Here is a 19,375-nt window from a genome sequence, read left to right as displayed (position 1 = left end):
CCCCAGCGCCGAATGGGTCGTCCGGCCGCGGCTCGGCGGGCCGGGCGGCGACGACGGTCCTACGCTGGGTGACACAGTCCCCGCAGCGTCCGGGAGCCCCGCCATGACCGTCACCGATGCCGCGACCGGCCCGACCTCGACGACCGGGCGCCCCTGGGTGTCCGAGGCGCTGCACCGCGCCGATCCGCAGCTGGCCGACCTGCTGGCCGCGGAGGCCGAGCGGCGCGCCGAAACGATCCAGCTGCTGGCGGGGGAGAACCTGACCAGCCCGGCCGTCCTGGCGGCGCTCACCGGCCCGCTGATCGACAAGTACGCCGAGGGTTACCCGGGCCGCCGGCACCACACCGGCTGCGCGTTGGCGGACGCCGCCGAGCTGCTGGCGATCGACCGGGCCCGCGAGCTGTTCGCCGCCCCGCACGCCAACGTCCAGCCCCGGTCGGCCACTTCGGCGATGTTGGCGGCGTACGCGGCGCTGCTGCGGCCCGGTGACGGGGTGCTGGCGATGTCGCTGGAGCACGGTGGCCACCTCAGCTGCGGCTCGCGCGCCAACTTCTCCGGCCGCTGGTTCGACTTCACCGGCTACGGCGTGCGCGAGGACGACGGGCTGATCGACCTGGACCAGGTCCGCGACCTGGCCCGGCAGCACCGCCCCAAGGCCGTCGTGGCGGGCTCGATCTCCCACCCCCGGCACCTGGACTGGGCGGCGTTCCGGGAGATCGCCGACGAGGTGGACGCCTACCTGGTCGCCACCGTCGCGCAGACCACCGGGCTGATCGCGGCCGGGGTGGCGCCCTCCCCGGTGCCGTACGCGGACGTCACCGTCGCGGCCACCCACAAGCTGCTGCGCGGTCCGCGCGGCGGGCTGCTGCTGTGCACCGCGGAGCTGGCCGAGCGGATCGACCGGGCGGTGTTCCCGTTCAGCCAGGGCGGCGCGGCGATGAACGAGGTGGCCGGCAAGGCGGTGGCCCTCGCGGAGGCCTCCCGGCCCGAATACCGGGCGTACGCGCAGCGGGCGGTGTCCGGGGCGCGGGTGCTCGCCGCGGGGCTCGCAGAGGCCGGTATGCGCCCTCTGACGGGCGGGACCGACACCCACCTGGTGACCGCCGACGTCAGCCCGCTCGGCGTCAGCGGCGCGGAGGCCGAGCGCCGCTGCGCGGCGGCCGGGCTGTTGCTGGGCAAGTGCGCGCTGCCGTACGACCCGGCGCCGGCCGCCGAGGCCTCCGGCATCCGGCTGGGCACGGGCACGGTGACCAGCCAGGGGATGGGGGAGCCGGAACTGGCCGAGATCGCCGGGCTCATCGCGCGGGTGCTCGCCGGCGGCACCGTCGCCCCGGCCGCGGCACGGGTGCGGGAGCTGGCGCTGGCCTTCGCCGACCGGGCCTGACGGAGCGCTCGCGCGGGCATTCGAAACTCCTACCCGGGAGGGCGAACCGCGATGCGCGGTCCCGGCGTCCGACTCAATAAGGTGTGTGCCGTGGCGACGCACCTCGAACCCCGGGAAGGCAGGGGAGTACCTTCGGTACTTCCCCGTTCGACAGTGATGCAGGAGGCCAGTGGTGCGTGAGTATCTGCTGGTGCTGTTCTGCACCGCCGCCGTCACCTACCTGCTGACCGGCCCGGTCCGGAAGTTCGCCATCGCCGCCGGTGCCATGCCCCCGGTGCGCGCCCGCGACGTGCACCGCGAGCCCACGCCGCGGCTCGGCGGCATCGCGATGTTCGGCGGACTCTGCGCGGGCATCCTGGTCGCCTCCCAGCTCGACAACCTGAGCAAGGTGTTCTCGCAGGGCACCGACATCCGCGCGCTGCTGTCCGGCGCCGGGATCATGTTCCTGCTCGGGGTGCTCGACGACAAGTGGGGCGTGGACGCGCTGGTGAAGCTCGGCGGTCAGATGATCGCCGCCGGTGTGATGGTCTGGCAGGGCGTCACGGTGATCACCCTCCCGGTGCCCGGTTTCGGCCCGGTCGCGGTGACCCCGACCCAGGGCATGATCATCTCGGTCACCCTGGTCGTCGTCATGGTCAACGCGGTGAACTTCATCGACGGCCTGGACGGCCTGGCCGGCGGCATGGTCTGCATCGCCGCGATGGCGTTCTTCCTGTACAGCTACCGGCTCTGGTACGGCTACACGATCTCCGACGCGGCCCCCGCAGTGCTGTTCAGCGTGCTGCTGATCGGCATGTGCCTGGGCTTCCTGGCGCACAACATGCACCCCGCGCGGATCTTCATGGGCGACTCCGGCTCGATGATGCTGGGCCTGATGCTGGCCGTCGCCGCGATCTCCATCACCGGCCGGGTCGACCCGGACCTGATCAGCAACGAGGCCGGTTCGCAGACCGCCGCCGTGCACGCCCTGGTGCCGATCTACATCCCGCTGCTGCTGCCGCTGACGGTCATCGCGCTGCCGCTGGCCGACCTGCTGCTCGCGGTGGTGCGCCGCACGTGGGCCGGCCAGTCCCCGTTCGCCGCGGACAAGCGCCACCTGCACCACCGGCTGCTCCAGGTCGGCCACTCGCACAGCCGCGCCGTACTGATCATGTACTTCTGGGCCGCGCTGATCGCCTTCGGTTCGGTGGCCTTCTCGGTGACCAACACCGGCCGCACCGTCGTCCTGACGCTCGCCGGCCTCTGCCTGGTCGGCCTGGTCGTGCTGCTCACCCCGTGGTTCCGGCCGCGCGCCCCGCGGGCGGTGCAGTCCTTCCTCCCTCCGCGCTACCGCCGGCACCAGAGCGGTCCGATGGCCGAACTGTCGGCGAAGGACAAGCAACTCCTCGGTGAAGCCGGGCGGGACCCGGCCGTGGGCTCCACCGCGGTCGGCCACCAGGGCGAGGCCACCGGCCGCCGCTGACAAGGGAGTTGATGTGCGGTCAGCTGTCGTTCACTCGAATGGCGGAGCCGTTGCGCCGTTGGTGTGACAGGTGCCACACATTCATGGTAAAGCTCTCATCAAATAGTTTGTGATACCGTTCACGAGTACCGAGAACACGCCGAAAGACCTCACAGGTGGATGACTTCCGTCCCTGTCGGTCTCCCTCACCGGGTCCGCTTCTCCCTGGCGGCCCGCGGCGATGCCTCGGTCGGTGTCACCCGCCACCGCTGTGCCCGTCCCCCCGCCACATCGACATGCCGCCGGAGCTGCCGACATGCCGTCCACCGACGCCCGGATCCTCCGAGGCGCCGCGATTCCCACTGCGGTCGCCGGGATCATCGCCATGGCGATCTCCTTCGCAGTCGCCGGTGGGAAGGGGCTGCTCGGCGCCCTGTTCGGCGCGCTCCTCGTGATGGCCTTCTTCACCTTCGGTCAGATCGCGCTCGACCGGCTGACCAGGTCGAACCCGCAGATCATGATGGCCGCGGCGCTGCTGGTGTACACCACGCAGATCCTGCTGGTCGGCATCGTGCTCGCGGTCTTCAAGGACACCGAACTCTTCAACCGGCAGGCGTTCGCCTTCACCCTGCTCGGCTGCGCCCTGATCTGGACGGGCTTCCAGGTGCGCGGCGCGCTCAAGGCCAAGACCTTCTACGTCGACCCCGACGCCTCCGAAAAGAAGGGCGACAAGCCCTCCGACAAGGGGCGTCAACAGTGACGAGGCCCAACTGTCCCCCCAACGAGGGGGGCGGTGTTTATGCCGCGCTGACGGGCTGCTATCGTCCGTCGCAACAACGGAGTACGGGAAGAGGCCTGGTCTGTCCGGAGAGCGGACGGATCGCCCCCCTGATCCGCGCAGTCTTCGATGATCCCGCTGTGGTGCAGTGCACCGGCGCGCGGGGTCGGCGAGAAACCCATCAAGTACCAGTGCCGCTCCGTGGTCGCAGGCCACGCCGACACACCGAGGTTGCCGTAACCATGCGTCACGACGAAGGAGTCCGCGGTGAGTGCTGAACTCACGTCCCTCGCCTCAGGCAGTTGCCACTTCGGGGACGCTGGCTGTGGCTTCCCGGCCCCGGGTCTGAACGAGTTCCAGTTCAAGCCGATCTTCACGATCGGCAGCATCGAGTTCAACAAGCCGATGCTGCTGTCGATCATCGTCGCGCTCCTGGTCGTCGTGTTCTTCTGGGCCGCCTTTGCCAAGCCGCGCCTCGTCCCCGGCAAGCTGCAGCTGGTCGGCGAGATCGGGTACGACTTCGTCAAGCGCTCCATCGTGCTGGAGACGATCGGCAAGAAGGGCGAGAAGTACGTCCCGATGCTCGTCTCGATGTTCTTCTTCATCTGGTTGATGAACATCATGTCGATCATCCCGTTCGCGCAGTTCCCGGTGACGGCGGCGATCGCGTTCCCGGCCGGCCTCGCGGCGGTCGTGTGGATCACCTACATGACGCTGACCTTCAAGAAGCACGGCTTCGTCGGCGGTCTGAAGAACCTCTGCTGGCCGTCGGGCATCCCCGGCTGGGTCATGTTCATCCTGGTGCCGATCGAGTTCTTCTCGAACATCTTCGTGCGCCCCTTCACGCTCGCGGTCCGAGCCTTCGCGAACATGTTCGCCGGCCACCTGCTGATCGTGATGTTCTCCATCGCCTCCTGGTACCTGCTCAGCCCGTCCCTGGGCGCGCTGTACGGCTCGGCCTCGTTCATCGTCGCCGTCGGCCTGACCGCCTTCGAGCTGCTGGTCCAGTTCCTGCAGGCCTACATCTTCGTGATGCTGGCCAGCAGCTACATCGCCGGTGCCCTGGAAGAGGCGCACTGAGCCCCGGGGCCACGGCCCCGCCGAGAACCACCTCCCGGATCGCCCGGTGGCCAATCACCACCGGATCACCACCCTGCAAAGGACAACGTCAATGAGCATCCTCGCTGAGGGCACTGTCTACGGTTCCGTCGCCTCCCTGGGCTACGGCCTCGCCGCCATCGGCCCCGGCATCGGCGTCGGTCTGATCTTCGGTAACGGTGTCCAGGCCATGGCCCGCCAGCCCGAGGCTGCCGGTCTCATCCGTTCCAACATGTTCATCGGCTTCGCGCTGACCGAGGCGCTCGCCCTCATCGGCATCGTCATGCCGTTCGTCTTCGGCAACAAGTAATCCCGCCGTAGACCCTTTCTGAGGAAGGTCCAGATATGAGCATGGCGATCGTCCAGCTCGCGTCCGAGGAGAAGATGAACCCTCTCCTCCCCGCGTGGCCCGAGATCATCATCGGCCTGCTCTGCTTCTTCATCGTCTTCGGTCTGCTCGGCAAGAAGCTCCTCCCCAGCATCGAGAAGGTGCTGTCGGAGCGCCGGGACGCGATCGAGGGCGGGATGGAGCGCGCCGAGGCCGCCCAGGCAGAGGCCCAGGCCCTGCTTGAGCAGTACCGCGCCGAGCTCGCCGAGGCGCGCCACGAGGCTGCCCGCATCGTCGAGCAGGCTCGCGAGCAGGGTGCCGCCCAGCTCGCCGAGATGCGCGAGGAGGGCCAGCGTCAGCGCGAGGCCATCGTCGCCGCCGGTCACGCCCAGATCGAGGCGGACAAGAAGCAGGCCACTGCCGCCCTGCGTCAGGACGTGGGCTCGCTGGCCACCCAGCTGGCGTCCCGCATCGTGGGTGAGTCCCTCGAGGACCACACCCGGCAGAGCGGCGTCATCGACCGCTTCCTGGACGAGCTGGAGGCCAAGGCCGCCGTTGCTCAGGGTGCGGCCAAGTGATCGGCGCCAGCCGCGAGGCCCTCGCCGCCGGTCGGCAGAACCTCGAGAGCCTGACCGACTCCACCTCGGTGGACGCGGCCAAGCTCGCTGAGGAGCTCACCGCCGTCACGGCCGTGCTGGACCGTGAGGTGTCGCTGCGCCGCGTCCTGACCGACCCGTCCCGGTCGGGCCAGGACAAGGCCCAGCTGGTCACCTCGCTGCTGACCGGCCAGGTCTCCGGCGAGGCCGTCGACCTGGTCTCCGGCCTGGTCCGCTCCCGCTGGTCGGGCTCGCGCGACCTGGTGGACGCGACCGAGGAGCTCGCCGCCTACGCGGAGATCATCGCCGCGGACAAGGTCGGCGCCCTGGACGACGTCGAGGACGAGCTCTTCCGTTTCGGTCGGGTGGTGAGCGGCTCGCACGAGCTGCGTGCCGCGCTGACCGAGCCGAAGGCCGGTGCCGTCGCGAAGGCCGAGCTGATCAAGAAGCTGCTCGGCGGCCGCGCCAACGCCGGCACCGTCCGGCTGGTCACCGCCGTCGTCAACGTGCCGCGTGGCCGTAGCCTGGAGCAGGGTCTCGAGTCCTACTCGAAGCTCGCCGCCGCGCGTCGCGGCCGCGTGGTGGCCCTGGTCACCACCGCGGTGCCGCTGTCGGACACCCAGAAGGAGCGCCTGTCCGGTGCTCTGGCCCGGATGTACGGCCGCCAGGTCCACCTGAACATCGACGTCGACCCCGAGGTCGTCGGCGGCGTCCGGGTGCAGATCGGCGACGAGATCATCAACGGCACCGTGTCGAGCCGCCTCGAGGGCGCTCGCCAGTCGCTCGAAGGCTGAGCACCGAAGCAGCACATCCGACCCTCGGTCGGGAAACCGGCTCCCCAAGGAGCCGGCAAATCGTACGGCCGGTTCGCAAGACCCGGCCGAGAGTCGAATACTTGCGGCCCTCAATGGCGGGCCGAGGATCGCAAACTAGGAGAGCAGGGAAGCCTGATGGCGGAGCTTACGATCCGTCCGGAGGAGATCCGGGACGCGCTGGCCGACTTTGTCCAGTCGTACCAGCCGGACGCCGCTTCTGTGGAAGAGGTCGGCACGGTCACTGACGCGGCGGACGGCATCGCGCATGTCGAGGGCCTGCCCTCGGTCATGGCGAACGAGCTGCTGAAGTTCGAGGACGGCACGCTCGGCCTCGCGCTGAACCTCGACACCCGCGAGATCGGTGTCGTCGTCCTGGGTGAGTTCGGCGGCATCGAAGAGGGCCAGACCGTGCGCCGCACCGGCGAGGTCCTCTCGGTTCCGGTCGGCGACGGCTACCTCGGCCGCGTCGTGGACCCGCTGGGCAACCCGATCGACGGCCTGGGCGACATCGCCGCCACCGGTCGCCGCGCCCTTGAGCTGCAGGCCCCCGGCGTCATGGCCCGAAAGTCGGTCAAGCAGCCGCTGCAGACCGGCATCAAGGCCATCGACGCGATGACCCCGATCGGCCGCGGCCAGCGCCAGCTGATCATCGGTGACCGCCAGACCGGCAAGACCGCGGTGGCCGTCGACACGATCATCAACCAGCGCGACAACTGGCGCTCGGGCGACCCGGAGAAGCAGGTCCGCTGCATCTACGTCGCCGTGGGCCAGAAGGGCTCCACCATCGCGTCCGTCCGCGGCGCCCTGGAGGAGGCCGGCGCGCTGGAGTACACCACCATCGTGGCCGCTCCCGCCTCCGACCCGGCCGGCTTCAAGTACCTCGCCCCGTACACCGGCTCGGCCATCGGCCAGGAGTGGATGTACGACGGCAAGCACGTCCTGATCATCTTCGACGACCTGTCGAAGCAGGCCGAGGCCTACCGCTCCGTCTCCCTGCTGCTGCGCCGCCCGCCGGGCCGCGAGGCCTACCCGGGTGACGTCTTCTACCTGCACTCCCGCCTGCTGGAGCGCTGCGCCAAGCTGAACGACGCCCTGGGCGGCGGCTCGATGACCGGTCTGCCGATCATCGAGACCAAGGCCAACGACGTCTCGGCGTACATCCCGACCAACGTCATCTCCATCACCGACGGCCAGTGCTTCCTGGAGTCCGACCTGTTCAACGCCGGCATCCGCCCGGCCGTGAACGTCGGTATCTCGGTCTCCCGCGTCGGTGGCTCCGCCCAGATCAAGGCCATGCGCTCGGTCGCCGGCCGCCTGCGTCTGGACCTCGCCCAGTACCGCGAGCTGGAGGCCTTCGCCGCCTTCGGTTCCGACCTGGACGCGGCCTCCAAGGCCCAGCTGGAGCGCGGTGCGCGCATGGTCGAGCTGCTGAAGCAGGGCCAGTACCAGCCGTTCCCGGTCGAGGAGCAGGTCGTCTCCATCTGGGCCGGCACCAACGGCAAGCTGGACGACGTCCCGGTCGCCGAGATCCGCCGCTTCGAGCGCGAGTTCCTGGACCACGTCCGCCTGCAGCACAAGGACCTGCTCGCCGGCATCGTCGAGACCGGCCTGCTGGCCGACGGCACCGTCGACGCGCTGACCAGCGCGATCGAGGCCTTCAAGCAGGGTTACCAGACCGCTGACGGCAAGCTGCTCTCCGAGCAGGCCTGAGTCCGGTAGCGAGGGAAAGGACGTAACGACCCATGGGAGCACAGCTTCGGGTCTACAAGCGCCGGATCCGCTCTGTCACCGCGACGAAGAAGATCACCAAGGCGATGGAGATGATCTCCGCGTCGCGCATCGTCAAGGCGCAGCGCGCGGTGGCCGCCTCCACTCCGTACGCCGACGAGCTCACCCGGGCGGTGACGGCGGTGGCCACCCGGTCCAACGCCAAGCACCCGCTCACCACCGAGAACCCGAACGCCAAGCGCGCGGCGGTCCTGCTGATCACGGCGGACCGCGGCCTGGCCGGCGGCTACTCGACCAACGCCATCAAGGCCTCGCAGGTGCTCGCCGAGCGCCTGCGGGCCGAGGGCAAGGACGTGGTGACGTACATCATCGGCCGCAAGGGCGTCTCGTACTACACGTTCCGCGGTCTGGCGATCGCGGGCTCGTGGACGGGATTCTCGGACAAGCCGACGTACGGTGACGCGAAGACGGTGGCGGCCGACCTGATCGAGGCCTTCACGGCCGAGACGGGCGGCGTGGACGAGCTCCACCTGGTTTCCACCGAGTTCGTGTCGATGCTGACGCAGAACGCGGTCGAGGCGCGGCTGCTGCCGCTGAAGCTGGACGAGGTCCAGCTCAGCGACCAGAAGCCGGCCAAGGCGGAGATCTTCCCGCTGTACGACTTCGAGCCGTCGGCGGAGGGCGTCCTGGACGCGCTGCTGCCGCGGTACGTCGAGAGCCGGATCTACAACGCGCTGCTGCAGTCGGCCGCTTCCGAGCACGCCGCCCGCCGCCGTGCGATGAAGAGCGCGACGGACAACGCCGGCGAGCTCATCAAGTCGCTCACGCGGCTTGCCAACTCGGCCCGTCAGGCCGAGATCACCCAGGAAATCAGCGAGATCGTCGGCGGCGCCAACGCGCTCGCTGACGCGAGCCGCGGGAGCGAATGAGTATGACCACCACTGTTGAGCCGACCACGGCGACGGGCCGCGTCGCGCGGGTCATCGGCCCGGTCGTCGACGTGGAGTTCCCCGTCGACGCGATCCCGGACATGTACAACGCCCTGCACGTCGAGGTGGACAACCCCGACGGCACCGGCAAGAAGATCCTGACCCTCGAGGTCGCCCAGCACCTCGGCGACGGCATGGTCCGCGGCATCTCGATGCAGCCGACCGACGGCCTGGTCCGCGGTTCGCAGGTCACCGACACCGGTGCCGCGATCTCCGTCCCGGTCGGCCAGATCACCAAGGGCAAGGTCTTCAACGCCCTCGGCGACGTGCTGAACGTCGACAAGGACGAGTTCGAGTCGCAGGTCCAGGTCCGCTGGCCGATCCACCGCAAGGCCCCGGAGTTCAAGGACCTCGAGTCCAAGACCGAGATGTTCGAGACGGGCATCAAGGTCATCGACCTGCTCACCCCGTACGTCACCGGTGGCAAGATCGGTCTGTTCGGTGGTGCCGGTGTCGGCAAGACCGTTCTGATCCAGGAAATGATCTACCGCGTCGCCGAGAACTTCGGTGGTGTGTCGGTGTTCGCCGGTGTCGGCGAGCGCACCCGTGAGGGCAACGACCTCATCGACGAGATGGTCGACTCGGGCGTTCTGGACAAGACCGCGCTGGTCTTCGGCCAGATGGACGAGCCGCCGGGCACCCGTCTGCGCGTCGCGCTGTCCGCGCTGACCATGGCGGAGTACTTCCGTGACGTCGAGAAGCAGGACGTGCTCCTCTTCATCGACAACATCTTCCGGTTCACCCAGGCCGGTTCCGAGGTGTCGACCCTGCTCGGCCGCATGCCCTCCGCGGTGGGCTACCAGCCGAACCTGGCCGACGAGATGGGCCTCCTGCAGGAGCGCATCACCTCGACCCGCGGTCACTCGATCACCTCGATGCAGGCGATCTACGTCCCCGCGGACGACCTGACCGACCCGGCGCCGGCCACCACCTTCGCCCACCTGGACGCGACGACCGTTCTGTCGCGTCCGATCTCGGAGAAGGGCATCTACCCGGCCGTCGACCCGCTGGACTCCACGTCCCGCATCCTCGACCCGCGGTACATCGCGCAGACCCACTACGACACGGCCATCCGTATCAAGGGGATCCTGCAGAAGTACAAGGACCTCCAGGACATCATCGCGATCCTCGGTATCGACGAGCTGTCCGAGGAGGACAAGGTCACGGTCCACCGTGCCCGTCGCATCGAGCGCTTCCTCTCGCAGAACACCTACGTGGCGAAGCAGTTCACCGGTGTCGAGGGTTCGACCGTGCCGCTGTCGGAGACCATCGAGGCCTTCAACTCGATCGCCGACGGCAAGTACGACTCCGTCCCGGAGCAGGCCTTCTTCATGTGCGGTGGCATCGAGGACCTCGAGAAGAACGCCGCCGAGCTGGCGAAGAAGTAATCGCGGCCGGTAGCAGCTGTGCGTGACCGTGAGGGGTGGCCCCCGAGCCTGGGGACCACCCCTCACGGCGCATCGGCTGTGATTCCGGTCAAATCCGTGCCGCCGGTTTCATGCCGGAGGCGCGGGGCCGTTATTCTTACCGAAACTCCCGAGTAATCGGGCGTTGCATGAGCCTAGGAGCCCACGTTGGCTGAGCTGCACGTCGAGCTGGTCGCAGCCGACCGCAAGGTGTGGTCCGGTGCGGCCACCATCGTCGTCGCCCGTACGGCCTCCGGTGACACCGGCATCATGCCGGGCCACACCCCGGTGCTGAGCGTGCTGGAGACCGGTCCCGTCACCATCCGCACGGTGGACGGCGGCACCGTGATCGCCGCGGTGCACGGCGGCTTCATCTCCTTCGCCGACAACAAGCTGTCTCTGCTCGCGGAGATCGCCGAGCTGGCGGACGAGATCGACGTCGCGCGTGCCGAGCGCGCGCTGGAGAAGGCCAAGTCGGACCTGGACGAGCACGCCGAGCGGCGCGCCGAGGTCCGTCTGTTCGCGGCGCGCGGCCTCAAGGCCCACGTCTGAGTGCGCCGGACCCCGGCTTAGCGGGGTCGACCGACGGTCCCGGGGACGCGTGAGCGTGACCCCGGGACTGTCGTCGTAGTTGGTAGGTCAGCGCGGTCGCTTGATACGACCGCTACGGGGAACGCGGGTAGCGAGGAGGTAGGTGAGCATGGTCCTCGCGCTTGTGGTGTGTGCGGCGGTCGTGGCCCTGGGAGTGATCGGGCTGATGGCCTTCGCCGTCCGGCGCCGCCTGATCCAGCGGGTCGGCGGCACCTTCGACTGCAGCTACCGACTCAAAATGCCTGCCGACGCCTCGACGCAGCCCGACCTCGACGAGAACGGCAAACCCACCTCGGCCCCGGTCCCCCCGACCGACGGCAAGGGGTGGGTTTTTGGTATCGGCCGCTACAGCGGTGACTCGATCGAGTGGTTCCGGGTCTTCTCGTACGCCCCGCGCCCGCGCAAGGTGCTTCCGCGCCGGGAGATCGAGGTGCTCGGCCGGCGCTACCCGGAGGGCCAGGAGGAGCTGGCCCTGCTCTCCGGATCGGTGGTGCTGCGCTGCCTGCACAACGGGGTGCCGCTCGAGCTGGCGATGAGCGAGGACGCGCTGACCGGCTTCCTGGCCTGGCTGGAGGCCGCCCCGCCGGGGCAGCGAGTCAATGTCGCGTAGCGACGAGACTCGGTGGGGGCACCTCCCGGCCGGAGGCTGGGGGACAATGTCGCGTAGCGACGAGACTCGGTGGGGGCACCTCCCGGCCGGAGGCTGGGGGAGGGTTAACGCCGCCTAACCCGGCGGCTACCCTGGCCGCATGGTCAATCTGACGCGCATCTACACCCGTACCGGCGACGACGGCACCACGGCGCTCGGCGACATGAGCCGGACCACCAAGACCGACCCGAGGCTGATCGCGTACGCGGACGCCAACGAGGCCAACGCCGCCATCGGGGTGGCGCTGGCCGTCGGCGAGCTGCCGGAGGACATCACGGCGGTGCTCGTCCGGGTCCAGAACGACCTGTTCGACGTCGGCGCCGACCTGTCCACCCCGGTGGTGGAGGACCCGAAGTACCCGCCGCTGCGGGTGCTGCAGTCCTACGTCGACCGGCTGGAGGCGGACTGCGACGAGTACCTGGCGCGGGTGGAGAAGCTGCGCAGCTTCATCCTGCCCGGCGGCACGCCCGGGGCTGCCCACCTCCACCTGGCCTGCACGGTGGTGCGGCGGGCCGAGCGCTCGACCTGGGCGGCGATCGCGGAGCACGGCGACAGCGTCAACCCGCTGACCGCGAAGTACCTCAACCGGCTGTCCGACCTGCTGTTCATCCTGGCCCGGGTGGCCAACAAGGAGCGCGGCGACGTGCTCTGGGTGCCGGGCGAGAACCGCTAGGAGCCGCCTCAGGGCCGGTCGGCCGGGGTCTTCTCCCTGACCACCCGGCCGTTCTCGACCAGGACGCCGGCCGGCGGCTCCTTGGGCCAGAGCGAGTAGCAGCCGGCCACGATCACGTTGACGACGGCCGCGATGCCCAGCTTGAGGTACCACTGGAGGAAGGTGCCGAAGTGGGCGGCGCCCGCGGAGAGCGGGACGAGCAGGGTGATCAGGCTGAGCGTGATCGCGGCCGACACGACGGTCCGGCCGGCGATCTGCCACTCGTACCTGGTCCGCTCCGGCCCGTACTTCGGTGAGGGCAGCGGCTTGGGGCCGCCGGCGAAGCGGTGCTGGAAGTGCCGGTCGGCCCAGCGCACCAGCGAGGGGCCGTAGCCGATCGAGAAGCCCGCGTAGCTCGCGGCCAGGGCGTGCGTCCAGCTCGCGGTGGCGCCGCCGCGCAGGTCGAGGACGGTGAGGGCGTACAGGGTGAGGTCCACCACCGGCAGGCCGACCAGCAGCGCGGTGCTGGTGCGGCGCCACCGGAACAGGTAGCGGGTGGCGAGGCCGAGGCCGAGCAGGATCCAGAAGGAGATCTCGGCCGCGACGATGAGGGTGACGATCACGTTCTGCTCCCGGACGTTGCGTGGTGCTCCCAGCCTCGTGCGCGGGCGTGCCGGTGTCGTCGTCGCGTGGTGCCGTCGGGGCCTGCATCCTTCGATGTAGCGGGCTCCTCCGTGGACCGGAGCCGGGCGGGGCGCGGGAGTGGTGAGATGGGAACGTGCCGCTCCCCTTCCCCGCCCTGTCCCCGCGCCGGCAGGACCAGCTGATCGCCCTGTTCGGGCTGCTCGGCGGCTCGGTGCTGATCGTCTTCAGGGCGTACGACCAGGCCGGCCGGGTGCCGCCCTGGGTGGTGTTGCCGCCGCTGCTGGTGATGGCGGGGCTGGAGCTGGTCCGGCGGACCAGGCCGGTGCTGGCGGTGTCGCTCGGCGGGCTGGTCTTCGCGGGGAGCGTGTTCGCCGGCAACCTGGTGGCCACGCTGATCATGTACACCGATCTGCTGTACGCGGCGGTGATCTACGGCAGCCCGCGGATGTCCCGGATACTGCACCTGACCGGCGGGGCCACCGTGCTGGCGCTCTCCACGCTGGCGGCGATCCACGGCGGCACCTCCCTCGCGTTGCTGGTGGTGGTGGTCAGCGCGCTGGTCTTCCTGGGGCCGGTGTGGACCGGCGACGTGGTGCGCAAGCACCGGCAGGAGGCGGAGGCCGAGCGGCTGCGGGCGGAACAGACCGCGCTGCTCTCGGAGATGGACCGGCGCGAGGCGATCGTCGCCGAACGGGCGCGGATGGCACGGGAGTTGCACGACGTGGTGGCCAACCACCTGTCGGCGATCGCGATCCACGCCACCGGCGCGCAGTCGGTGGCCAGGCGGCGCCGGCTGGCCGAGGACGACCCACTGGTGGAGGTGCTGGCGGTGATCCGGGAGAACAGCGTCCAGGGATTGGCCGAAATGCGTCGCATGATCGGACTGCTCCGGGACAGCGGCGGTGGAGAGGTGGACGAGTCGTACGCGGCGCCCGACCTGGCCGCGGTGGACGCCCTGGTGGCCAAGGCCCGGGCGGCGGGCCAGGACGTCGGGCTGGACTTCGAGCTGGACGAGCGCGGCGAGCGCGGCGAACTCCCGGTGCCGGTCGGGCTGGCCGCGTACCGGATCGTCCAGGAGTCGCTGACCAACGCGCTCAAGCACGCCGGGCCCGGACTGGTCAGTCTGCGGCTGGAGTTCGCGTCCGAGGAACTCCGGATCGCCGTCGACAGTCCCTACCGGGACGGGCCGGGCCGCGAACTGCCCGGCGCCCGGGCCGGGCTGGTGGGTATGGCGGAACGGGCCGGGCTGCTCGGCGGCAGCTTCGAGGCCGGGCCGAAGGACGGGTACTGGAGTGTGCGCGCGGTGCTGCCGCGCGCCCACGGGAACGAGGGGCGTGCATGACGATCCGGGTGCTGGTGGCCGAGGACCAGGCGGCGGTACGGGCGGCGCTGGTGATGATCCTGCGCGCCGAGCCGGAGTTCGAGGTGGTCGGGCAGGCCGCCGACGGTGAGGAGGCCGTCCGGCTGGCGCTGGAGCTGCGGCCCGACGTGGTGCTGATGGACGTGCAGATGCCCCGGCTGGACGGCGTCTCGGCGACCCGGGAGGTGGTCGCCGCCGGGGCCGGTCAGGTGCTCGTGCTGACCACCTTCGACCTGGACGAGTACGTCTACGGCGCGCTGCGGGCCGGCGCGTCCGGGTTCCTGCTCAAGGACCTGGAGGCGGACACCCTGATCGAGGGCATCCGCACGGTGGCGCGCGGGGACGGGATGCTGGCGCCCTCGGTGACCAGGCGGCTGATCGGGGCCTTCGCCCGCCCCGAGCGGCCGGTCGGGCCGGAGGCCAGGGCCGCGGTGGGGGCGCTGACCGGCCGTGAGCGGGAGGTGCTGGCCTGCATCGGGGCCGGGATGTCCAACGGGGAGATCGCGGCCCGGCTGGTGATGGCGGAGGCGACCACCAAGACGCACGTCAGCCGCATCCTGGCGAAGCTGCGGCTGCGCAGCCGGGTGCAGGCGGCGATCCTGGCCCAGGACCTCGGGATGACCGTCTGACCGTACGGCCGTCCGTCCGCCCGGCCGTCCGAGCGCCTGACCAGGTCGGTTGCAGATCACACTCTCGATTGCTACTGCACCGGGGATTTGGGCATTAGAGTCCCGGAAACGAGCGACGCGGCTCGCCGGCGGTGACCCCTGCCCTGAGCCGCCTTCAGGGCCCGCCCGCGGGGCGGCGACGGCATCGGGAGACCCAGCCATGAGCAATGCGTCCAGCAAGCAGATCGCCGTCATCGGTGCCGGCCTGATGGGCGCCGGCATCGCCCAGGTGTCGGCGCAGGCCGGCCACCCGGTGGTGCTGCGGGACGTCACCGAGGAGGCGCTCCAGCGGGGCCTGGCGGGCATCCGCGCCTCCTACGGGAAGTTCGTCGCCAAGGGGAAGCTGAGCGCCGAGGACGCCGAGGCCGCGCTGGGCCGGATCACCACCACCACCGACCTGGGCGCCGTCGCCGAGGCCGACATCGTGGTCGAGGCCGTGTTCGAGAAGCTGGAGGTCAAGGAGGGCGTCTTCCGCGAGCTCGACAAGCTCGCCAAGGACGGCGCCGTGCTGGCCACCAACACCTCCGCCATCCCGATCACCCGGATCGCCGCCGCCACCGAGCGCCCGGAGTCGGTCGTCGGCGTCCACTTCTTCTCGCCGGTGCCGATGATGAAGCTGGTCGAGCTGGTCCGCGGCTACAAGACCAGCGACGAGACGCTGGCCGCCGCCCGCGCCTTCGCCGAGGGCGTCGGCAAGGACGTCGTGGTGGTCAACCGCGACGTGGCCGGCTTCGTGACCACCCGCCTGATCACCGCGCTGGTCGTCGAGGCCGCGAAGCTGTACGAGTCGGGCGTGGCCACCGCCGAGGACATCGACACCGCCTGCCGGCTCGGTTTCGGCCACGCGATGGGCCCGCTCCAGACCGCCGACCTGACGGGCGTGGACATCCTGCTGCACGCCGCCGACAACATCTACACCGAGACCAAGGACGAGAAGTTCGCCGCGCCGGAGATCATGGCCCGCATGGTCACCGCCGGTGACCTGGGCCGCAAGAGCGGCCGCGGCTTCTACCCGTACGAGGGCAAGTGAGCCTGCCGGGCTGAACGGCCGCCGGGCCGTGCGATCGGAGCGTCGTACGGCCCGCTCCACCGGGCCGGGTGAGTTTCCTCACGCTGGTGCCGCAGACGGGTGATTTGGGCGGTAATCGAGCGTAGGTGTGGGGCCGACCTGCGTATATTCCCTCGGACGGGTGAAGTTGCTTCAGATCTGGCCGGAACCAGCAACCTGTGGAGCCGGTTCACCGTCAGATGAAGGAACCCGGCATTCCGCCCGGGTCCGGGTGTGGGGCTGCGGCCCGCCCGGATGCACCCCCCGCTCCCGCACCCGGTACGGCCGGGGCGGACCCGCCCCGCACCAGGCCGTCCAGGCGAAGGAGGAGAGCATGCGCATCACCGGCGACCACACGGCGCTGGCCATCGAAGGCCGCCTCGACGTGCGCACCGCCGCCGACGCGCGGGCCCGGCTGCACCAGGCGGTGGACGGCGGCCTCGGCGACCTCGTGCTCGACCTCGCCCGGCTGGAGTTCTGGGACGCCACCGGGCTCGGCGTGATCATGGGCACCCACCGGCGGGCCGGCCGGATCGGCCGCCGGCTGGTGCTGCGCTCCGTCCCGGCCCAGCTCCAGCGGCTGCTGGTGGCCACCAAGCTGCACCGCATCCTGACCGTCGACGGCGTGACCGGCGTCGCCGAGGCGCACGGGGTCGCGCTCTAGCCGCTCCGCATCCGCTCCGGCGCCGCGCGCCGGACCGCGAGCCCCCGCACCCCCGGGCCCCACCCGTGCAACGTCCCTGGTCAGCGCTACCGGCCGGTCGTACGCCGCGGACCGCCCTGCACGGGCGGGTCCGAATGTGCAAGAGTCTGCCCGTCAGAAGACGGCCGCCGGGGCTGCCTCCAGCCCGGCCGCGGCCGCTACCGGGACGTCAGCCGGGCGGCGCGGGGCGCCGACGGCCGAGCACGATGCGGAGCAGAACGTGGCACAGCCATCCGGGGACTTCCGGCAGGACGCCGTCCGCACCCGTGGCGGCGAACTGGTCTCCGGCGGCCTGCTGGTGGGCGTCGGTGCCCCGGACGGCTCCGAGGCCGGGCCGTGTCCCGAGGAGTGGCGGCCGCACCCGCGCCGGATCGAACGCAGCGAGCCCGCCCGCGGTCCGGTCGGCGGCGTCGGCCGCGCGGTCGGCCCGCTCGCGCTCGGCGCCGGGCCCGCCGACCTGCCGCTGCTGGACCGCGAGGCCGACATCGCCGAACTGCTCGGCCTGCTCGCCGAGGGCCGGTCGATACGCCTGGTCGGCCAGGCCGGCTCGGGCCGCAGCGCACTGCTGTCGGCCGTCGCCGAGGCCGCCGCCGACCTCGCCCCCGGAGGTGTGGTGCAGCTCTGCGGCCACCGCCGGACCGTCCCCGACCTGCTCCAGGACCTCTTCACGGCCACCCACCACGCCCCCGGCTACCGCCCCGACCCCGGGCAGCTGGCCGCCCACCTCGCCGAGGTCGGCGCGATCGTGGTGATCGACGCCGCCGAGCCCTCCGGCGCCGAGCTGGAGCAGCTGCTCGCCGCCGCCCCCGGCTGCGCCTTCCTGATCTCCGCCGCCCCGGACGGCCCGCCGCTGCCCGCCGGCTCCCGGCTCCAGGACCACCTGGTGGCCGGGCTCTCCCGCTCCGCCTGCCTCGCCCTCACCGCCCGGCTGGCCGGGCGGCCGCTGGACGTCGACGAGAAGGCCTGGGCGGTGGACCTCTGGTTCGAGTCCGAGGGCCTGCCGCTGCGCTTCGTCCAGGCCGCCGCGCTGCTGCGCCAGCGGGACCTCGCGGTGGACGCGCTGGTCGCCGCCGAGGACGACCGGATGGACGTCTTCGGAGCCGTCGAGGAGCCCGCCCACGACCCGGACCCGGCGATCCGGGAGAACGCGCTGCGCAGCACCGTCCCGCTGCCCTCGGTGGCGCAGACCGCCTCGCCCGCGGTCCGGCTCGCCGAGGGGTTGAGCGAGTCCGCCCAGGCCGTGCTGCGCCTGGCCGTGGCACTCGGCGGCGAGTGCCCCACCGCGCCGCACCTGCCGGCGCTGATCGACGTCGGCCAGGGCGAGGCCGCCCTCGCCGAACTCACCGACGCCGGACTGGCGGTGTCCATCGGCGGGCACCACCGGCTGACCGCCGGCGCGCTCGACCTGCTCGCCCCGCACTGGCCGCCCCGCGGCTGCGTCGACGGCGCCGCCCGGCACTTCGCCTGGTGGGTCGGGCACAGCTCGGTGACGCTGGAGCAGATCGCCGCCGAGGCGGAGGTGATGATCGGCGTGCTGCTCGCCGACCGCACCGCCGGGCGGCACGACGCGGTGGTCCGGCTCGCCCGCGCGGCGGCGCCCGCGCTGGCGCTGGCGCTGCGCTGGGGCGCCTGGGAGCGGGTGCTCCAGCTCGGTCTGGAGGCGGCCCGCCGCACCGGTTCGGCGGTCGACCAGGCCTGGTTCCACCACGAGGCGGGCGTGCACGCGATCTGCGTCCAGCAGCCCTCCCGGGCCGTCGCCGAACTGGAGACCGCGCTCACCCTGCGGAACACGGCGGGCGAGCAGCGCGGGGTGGCCGCCGCGCGCCGGATGCTCGACCTGCTGCGCGCCGACGGTCGGCAGCTGCCCGCCGCCGCGCCCGCGGCGGCGGCGCCCGGCCGCGCCCCGGTGATCCGCAAGATCGCGGCCCGGGTGCCGGCCGGCCTGAAGTCCAGTCGGCGGCGCCGGGCGGCGGTGCTCTCCACGGCGGTGCTGACCCTGGGGGTGCTCGGCACGGCGGTGGCGATGAGCTTCAGCGGGCCGGAGGAGGTCAAGGGGAACGATCCGCACAACAGCCGGCCGGACCGCGGCAGCGGCACCGAGGACCCGCCGTTCCCGCAGTCCTCCGGCAGCGCCGGGCCGGGGACGACCGGTGCCGGGCCTGGCAGCCCGGCGGGGCAGGTCGGCAGCCCGGAGCCGTCCGCGAGCGGCAGCGCCTCGCACTCGCCGAGCGCCTCGCCGACGAGGAAGCCGAGCTCCTCGCCGAGCGCGGGCGAGTCCCAGACCGCGCAGCAGCCGCAGCCGCCCGCACCGGGCCAGCCGCAGCCGCCGGCCCCGCAGCCGGGTCAGTCCCAGTCGACCGGAGGGCCGTCGCAGCCGACGGAGCCGAGCCGCAGCCCGTCCTCCTCGCCATCCACCCCGACGTCGCCTGCCACGTCGGGATCGCCGACGACTCCCGGCGGGACGACCAGTCCGGCCGCCCCGGGACCGTCCTGAGC

The 19,375-nt window shown here is 71.3% G+C and carries 19 protein-coding genes; 18 read left to right on the top strand and 1 reads right to left on the bottom strand.

Features of this window, described 5'->3' with window-relative positions:
* Positions 1–103 precede the first annotated feature (103 nt).
* The 13 genes from glyA (at position 104) to ACGF0D_RS01775 (ending at position 12,476) form a co-directional block, all read left to right on the top strand.
* Positions 104–1,384, top strand: coding sequence for a serine hydroxymethyltransferase (gene glyA, locus ACGF0D_RS01835; protein ID WP_392913610.1), 1,281 nt, complete (start codon positions 104–106; stop codon positions 1,382–1,384).
* Between the two features lie 172 nt (positions 1,385–1,556).
* A complete protein-coding gene (locus ACGF0D_RS01830; RefSeq protein WP_392913609.1) occupies positions 1,557–2,846 on the top strand; it encodes an MraY family glycosyltransferase in 1,290 nt (429 codons plus the stop codon).
* Between the two features lie 295 nt (positions 2,847–3,141).
* Positions 3,142–3,585: a hypothetical protein gene (locus ACGF0D_RS01825; protein ID WP_392913608.1), complete on the top strand. Its 444-nt coding sequence runs from the start codon at positions 3,142–3,144 to the stop codon at positions 3,583–3,585.
* 285 nt (positions 3,586–3,870) lie between these two features.
* Complete coding sequence (gene atpB, locus ACGF0D_RS01820) at positions 3,871–4,683, top strand: F0F1 ATP synthase subunit A (protein ID WP_392913607.1); 813 nt, start codon at positions 3,871–3,873, stop codon at positions 4,681–4,683.
* Between the two features lie 91 nt (positions 4,684–4,774).
* Positions 4,775–5,011: an ATP synthase F0 subunit C gene (gene atpE / locus ACGF0D_RS01815; RefSeq protein WP_031074289.1), complete on the top strand. Its 237-nt coding sequence runs from the start codon at positions 4,775–4,777 to the stop codon at positions 5,009–5,011.
* A gap of 41 nt (positions 5,012–5,052) precedes the next feature.
* Positions 5,053–5,607 (top strand): F0F1 ATP synthase subunit B, encoded by a 555-nt coding sequence (locus tag ACGF0D_RS01810; RefSeq protein ID WP_359830931.1) that lies wholly within the window; start codon positions 5,053–5,055, stop codon positions 5,605–5,607.
* The gene (locus ACGF0D_RS01805; protein WP_392913606.1) at positions 5,604–6,419 is read left to right on the top strand and encodes a F0F1 ATP synthase subunit delta; all 816 of its coding nucleotides are present in this window, start codon (positions 5,604–5,606) and stop codon (positions 6,417–6,419) included. Before ACGF0D_RS01810 ends, ACGF0D_RS01805 begins: the two co-directional genes overlap by 4 nt.
* Positions 6,420–6,575: 156 nt before the next feature.
* Complete coding sequence (gene atpA, locus ACGF0D_RS01800) at positions 6,576–8,150, top strand: F0F1 ATP synthase subunit alpha (RefSeq protein ID WP_359899956.1); 1,575 nt, start codon at positions 6,576–6,578, stop codon at positions 8,148–8,150.
* 32 nt (positions 8,151–8,182) lie between these two features.
* The gene (locus ACGF0D_RS01795) at positions 8,183–9,097 is read left to right on the top strand and encodes a F0F1 ATP synthase subunit gamma (RefSeq protein ID WP_392873098.1); all 915 of its coding nucleotides are present in this window, start codon (positions 8,183–8,185) and stop codon (positions 9,095–9,097) included.
* 2 nt (positions 9,098–9,099) lie between these two features.
* Positions 9,100–10,545, top strand: a complete 1,446-nt coding sequence (atpD, locus tag ACGF0D_RS01790) for a F0F1 ATP synthase subunit beta (RefSeq protein WP_392913605.1) — start codon at positions 9,100–9,102, stop codon at positions 10,543–10,545.
* A gap of 186 nt (positions 10,546–10,731) precedes the next feature.
* On the top strand, positions 10,732–11,115 hold the full coding sequence (locus ACGF0D_RS01785; protein ID WP_280676020.1) for a F0F1 ATP synthase subunit epsilon: 384 nt from the start codon (positions 10,732–10,734) through the stop codon (positions 11,113–11,115).
* Positions 11,116–11,263: 148 nt separating this feature from the next.
* On the top strand, positions 11,264–11,764 hold the full coding sequence (locus ACGF0D_RS01780; protein WP_392913604.1) for a DUF2550 domain-containing protein: 501 nt from the start codon (positions 11,264–11,266) through the stop codon (positions 11,762–11,764).
* A 139-nt stretch (positions 11,765–11,903) separates the two neighbouring features.
* Complete coding sequence (locus tag ACGF0D_RS01775; RefSeq protein ID WP_392873091.1) at positions 11,904–12,476, top strand: cob(I)yrinic acid a,c-diamide adenosyltransferase; 573 nt, start codon at positions 11,904–11,906, stop codon at positions 12,474–12,476.
* Between the two features lie 8 nt (positions 12,477–12,484).
* Here the strand turns inward: ACGF0D_RS01775 and ACGF0D_RS01770 are convergent, their stop codons facing one another.
* Positions 12,485–13,078 carry a hypothetical protein gene (locus ACGF0D_RS01770; protein ID WP_392913603.1) on the bottom strand — a complete coding sequence of 198 codons (594 nt, stop codon included), beginning with the start codon at positions 13,076–13,078 and terminating at the stop codon, positions 12,485–12,487.
* Positions 13,079–13,233: 155 nt separating this feature from the next.
* Between ACGF0D_RS01770 and ACGF0D_RS01765 the strand changes: the two genes are divergently transcribed.
* From ACGF0D_RS01765 to ACGF0D_RS01745, 5 genes are all read left to right on the top strand, one after another.
* Positions 13,234–14,442 (top strand): sensor histidine kinase, encoded by a 1,209-nt coding sequence (locus tag ACGF0D_RS01765; protein ID WP_392913602.1) that lies wholly within the window; start codon positions 13,234–13,236, stop codon positions 14,440–14,442.
* Positions 14,439–15,089: a response regulator gene (locus ACGF0D_RS01760; RefSeq protein ID WP_392873082.1), complete on the top strand. Its 651-nt coding sequence runs from the start codon at positions 14,439–14,441 to the stop codon at positions 15,087–15,089. The genes ACGF0D_RS01765 and ACGF0D_RS01760 overlap by 4 nt, the downstream gene beginning before the upstream one ends.
* Positions 15,090–15,288: 199 nt before the next feature.
* On the top strand, positions 15,289–16,158 hold the full coding sequence (locus tag ACGF0D_RS01755; protein WP_392873079.1) for a 3-hydroxyacyl-CoA dehydrogenase family protein: 870 nt from the start codon (positions 15,289–15,291) through the stop codon (positions 16,156–16,158).
* A 352-nt stretch (positions 16,159–16,510) separates the two neighbouring features.
* A complete protein-coding gene (locus tag ACGF0D_RS01750; RefSeq protein ID WP_392873076.1) occupies positions 16,511–16,840 on the top strand; it encodes an STAS domain-containing protein in 330 nt (109 codons plus the stop codon).
* A gap of 259 nt (positions 16,841–17,099) precedes the next feature.
* Positions 17,100–19,373: an ATP-binding protein gene (locus ACGF0D_RS01745; RefSeq protein WP_392913601.1), complete on the top strand. Its 2,274-nt coding sequence runs from the start codon at positions 17,100–17,102 to the stop codon at positions 19,371–19,373.
* Positions 19,374–19,375: the final 2 nt, after the last annotated feature.

The sequence above is a fragment of the Kitasatospora sp. NPDC048298 genome (assembly GCF_043201465.1).
Lineage (GTDB): Bacteria > Actinomycetota > Actinomycetes > Streptomycetales > Streptomycetaceae > Kitasatospora.
Note: the sequence above shows the minus strand (reverse complement) of the source record. Positions and strands in the feature narration are given on the sequence as shown.

Coding starts and splice junctions, on each gene's coding strand:
- atpD (WP_392913605.1), top strand. CDS start 9,100: ATGACCACCACTGTTGAGCCGACCACGGCGACGGGCCGCGTCGCGCGG.
- glyA (WP_392913610.1), top strand. CDS start 104: ATGACCGTCACCGATGCCGCGACCGGCCCGACCTCGACGACCGGGCGC.
- ACGF0D_RS01750 (WP_392873076.1), top strand. CDS start 16,511: ATGCGCATCACCGGCGACCACACGGCGCTGGCCATCGAAGGCCGCCTC.
- ACGF0D_RS01775 (WP_392873091.1), top strand. CDS start 11,904: ATGGTCAATCTGACGCGCATCTACACCCGTACCGGCGACGACGGCACC.
- ACGF0D_RS01780 (WP_392913604.1), top strand. CDS start 11,264: ATGGTCCTCGCGCTTGTGGTGTGTGCGGCGGTCGTGGCCCTGGGAGTG.
- atpA (WP_359899956.1), top strand. CDS start 6,576: ATGGCGGAGCTTACGATCCGTCCGGAGGAGATCCGGGACGCGCTGGCC.
- ACGF0D_RS01755 (WP_392873079.1), top strand. CDS start 15,289: ATGAGCAATGCGTCCAGCAAGCAGATCGCCGTCATCGGTGCCGGCCTG.
- ACGF0D_RS01795 (WP_392873098.1), top strand. CDS start 8,183: ATGGGAGCACAGCTTCGGGTCTACAAGCGCCGGATCCGCTCTGTCACC.
- atpE (WP_031074289.1), top strand. CDS start 4,775: ATGAGCATCCTCGCTGAGGGCACTGTCTACGGTTCCGTCGCCTCCCTG.
- ACGF0D_RS01825 (WP_392913608.1), top strand. CDS start 3,142: ATGCCGTCCACCGACGCCCGGATCCTCCGAGGCGCCGCGATTCCCACT.
- ACGF0D_RS01760 (WP_392873082.1), top strand. CDS start 14,439: ATGACGATCCGGGTGCTGGTGGCCGAGGACCAGGCGGCGGTACGGGCG.
- ACGF0D_RS01810 (WP_359830931.1), top strand. CDS start 5,053: ATGGCGATCGTCCAGCTCGCGTCCGAGGAGAAGATGAACCCTCTCCTC.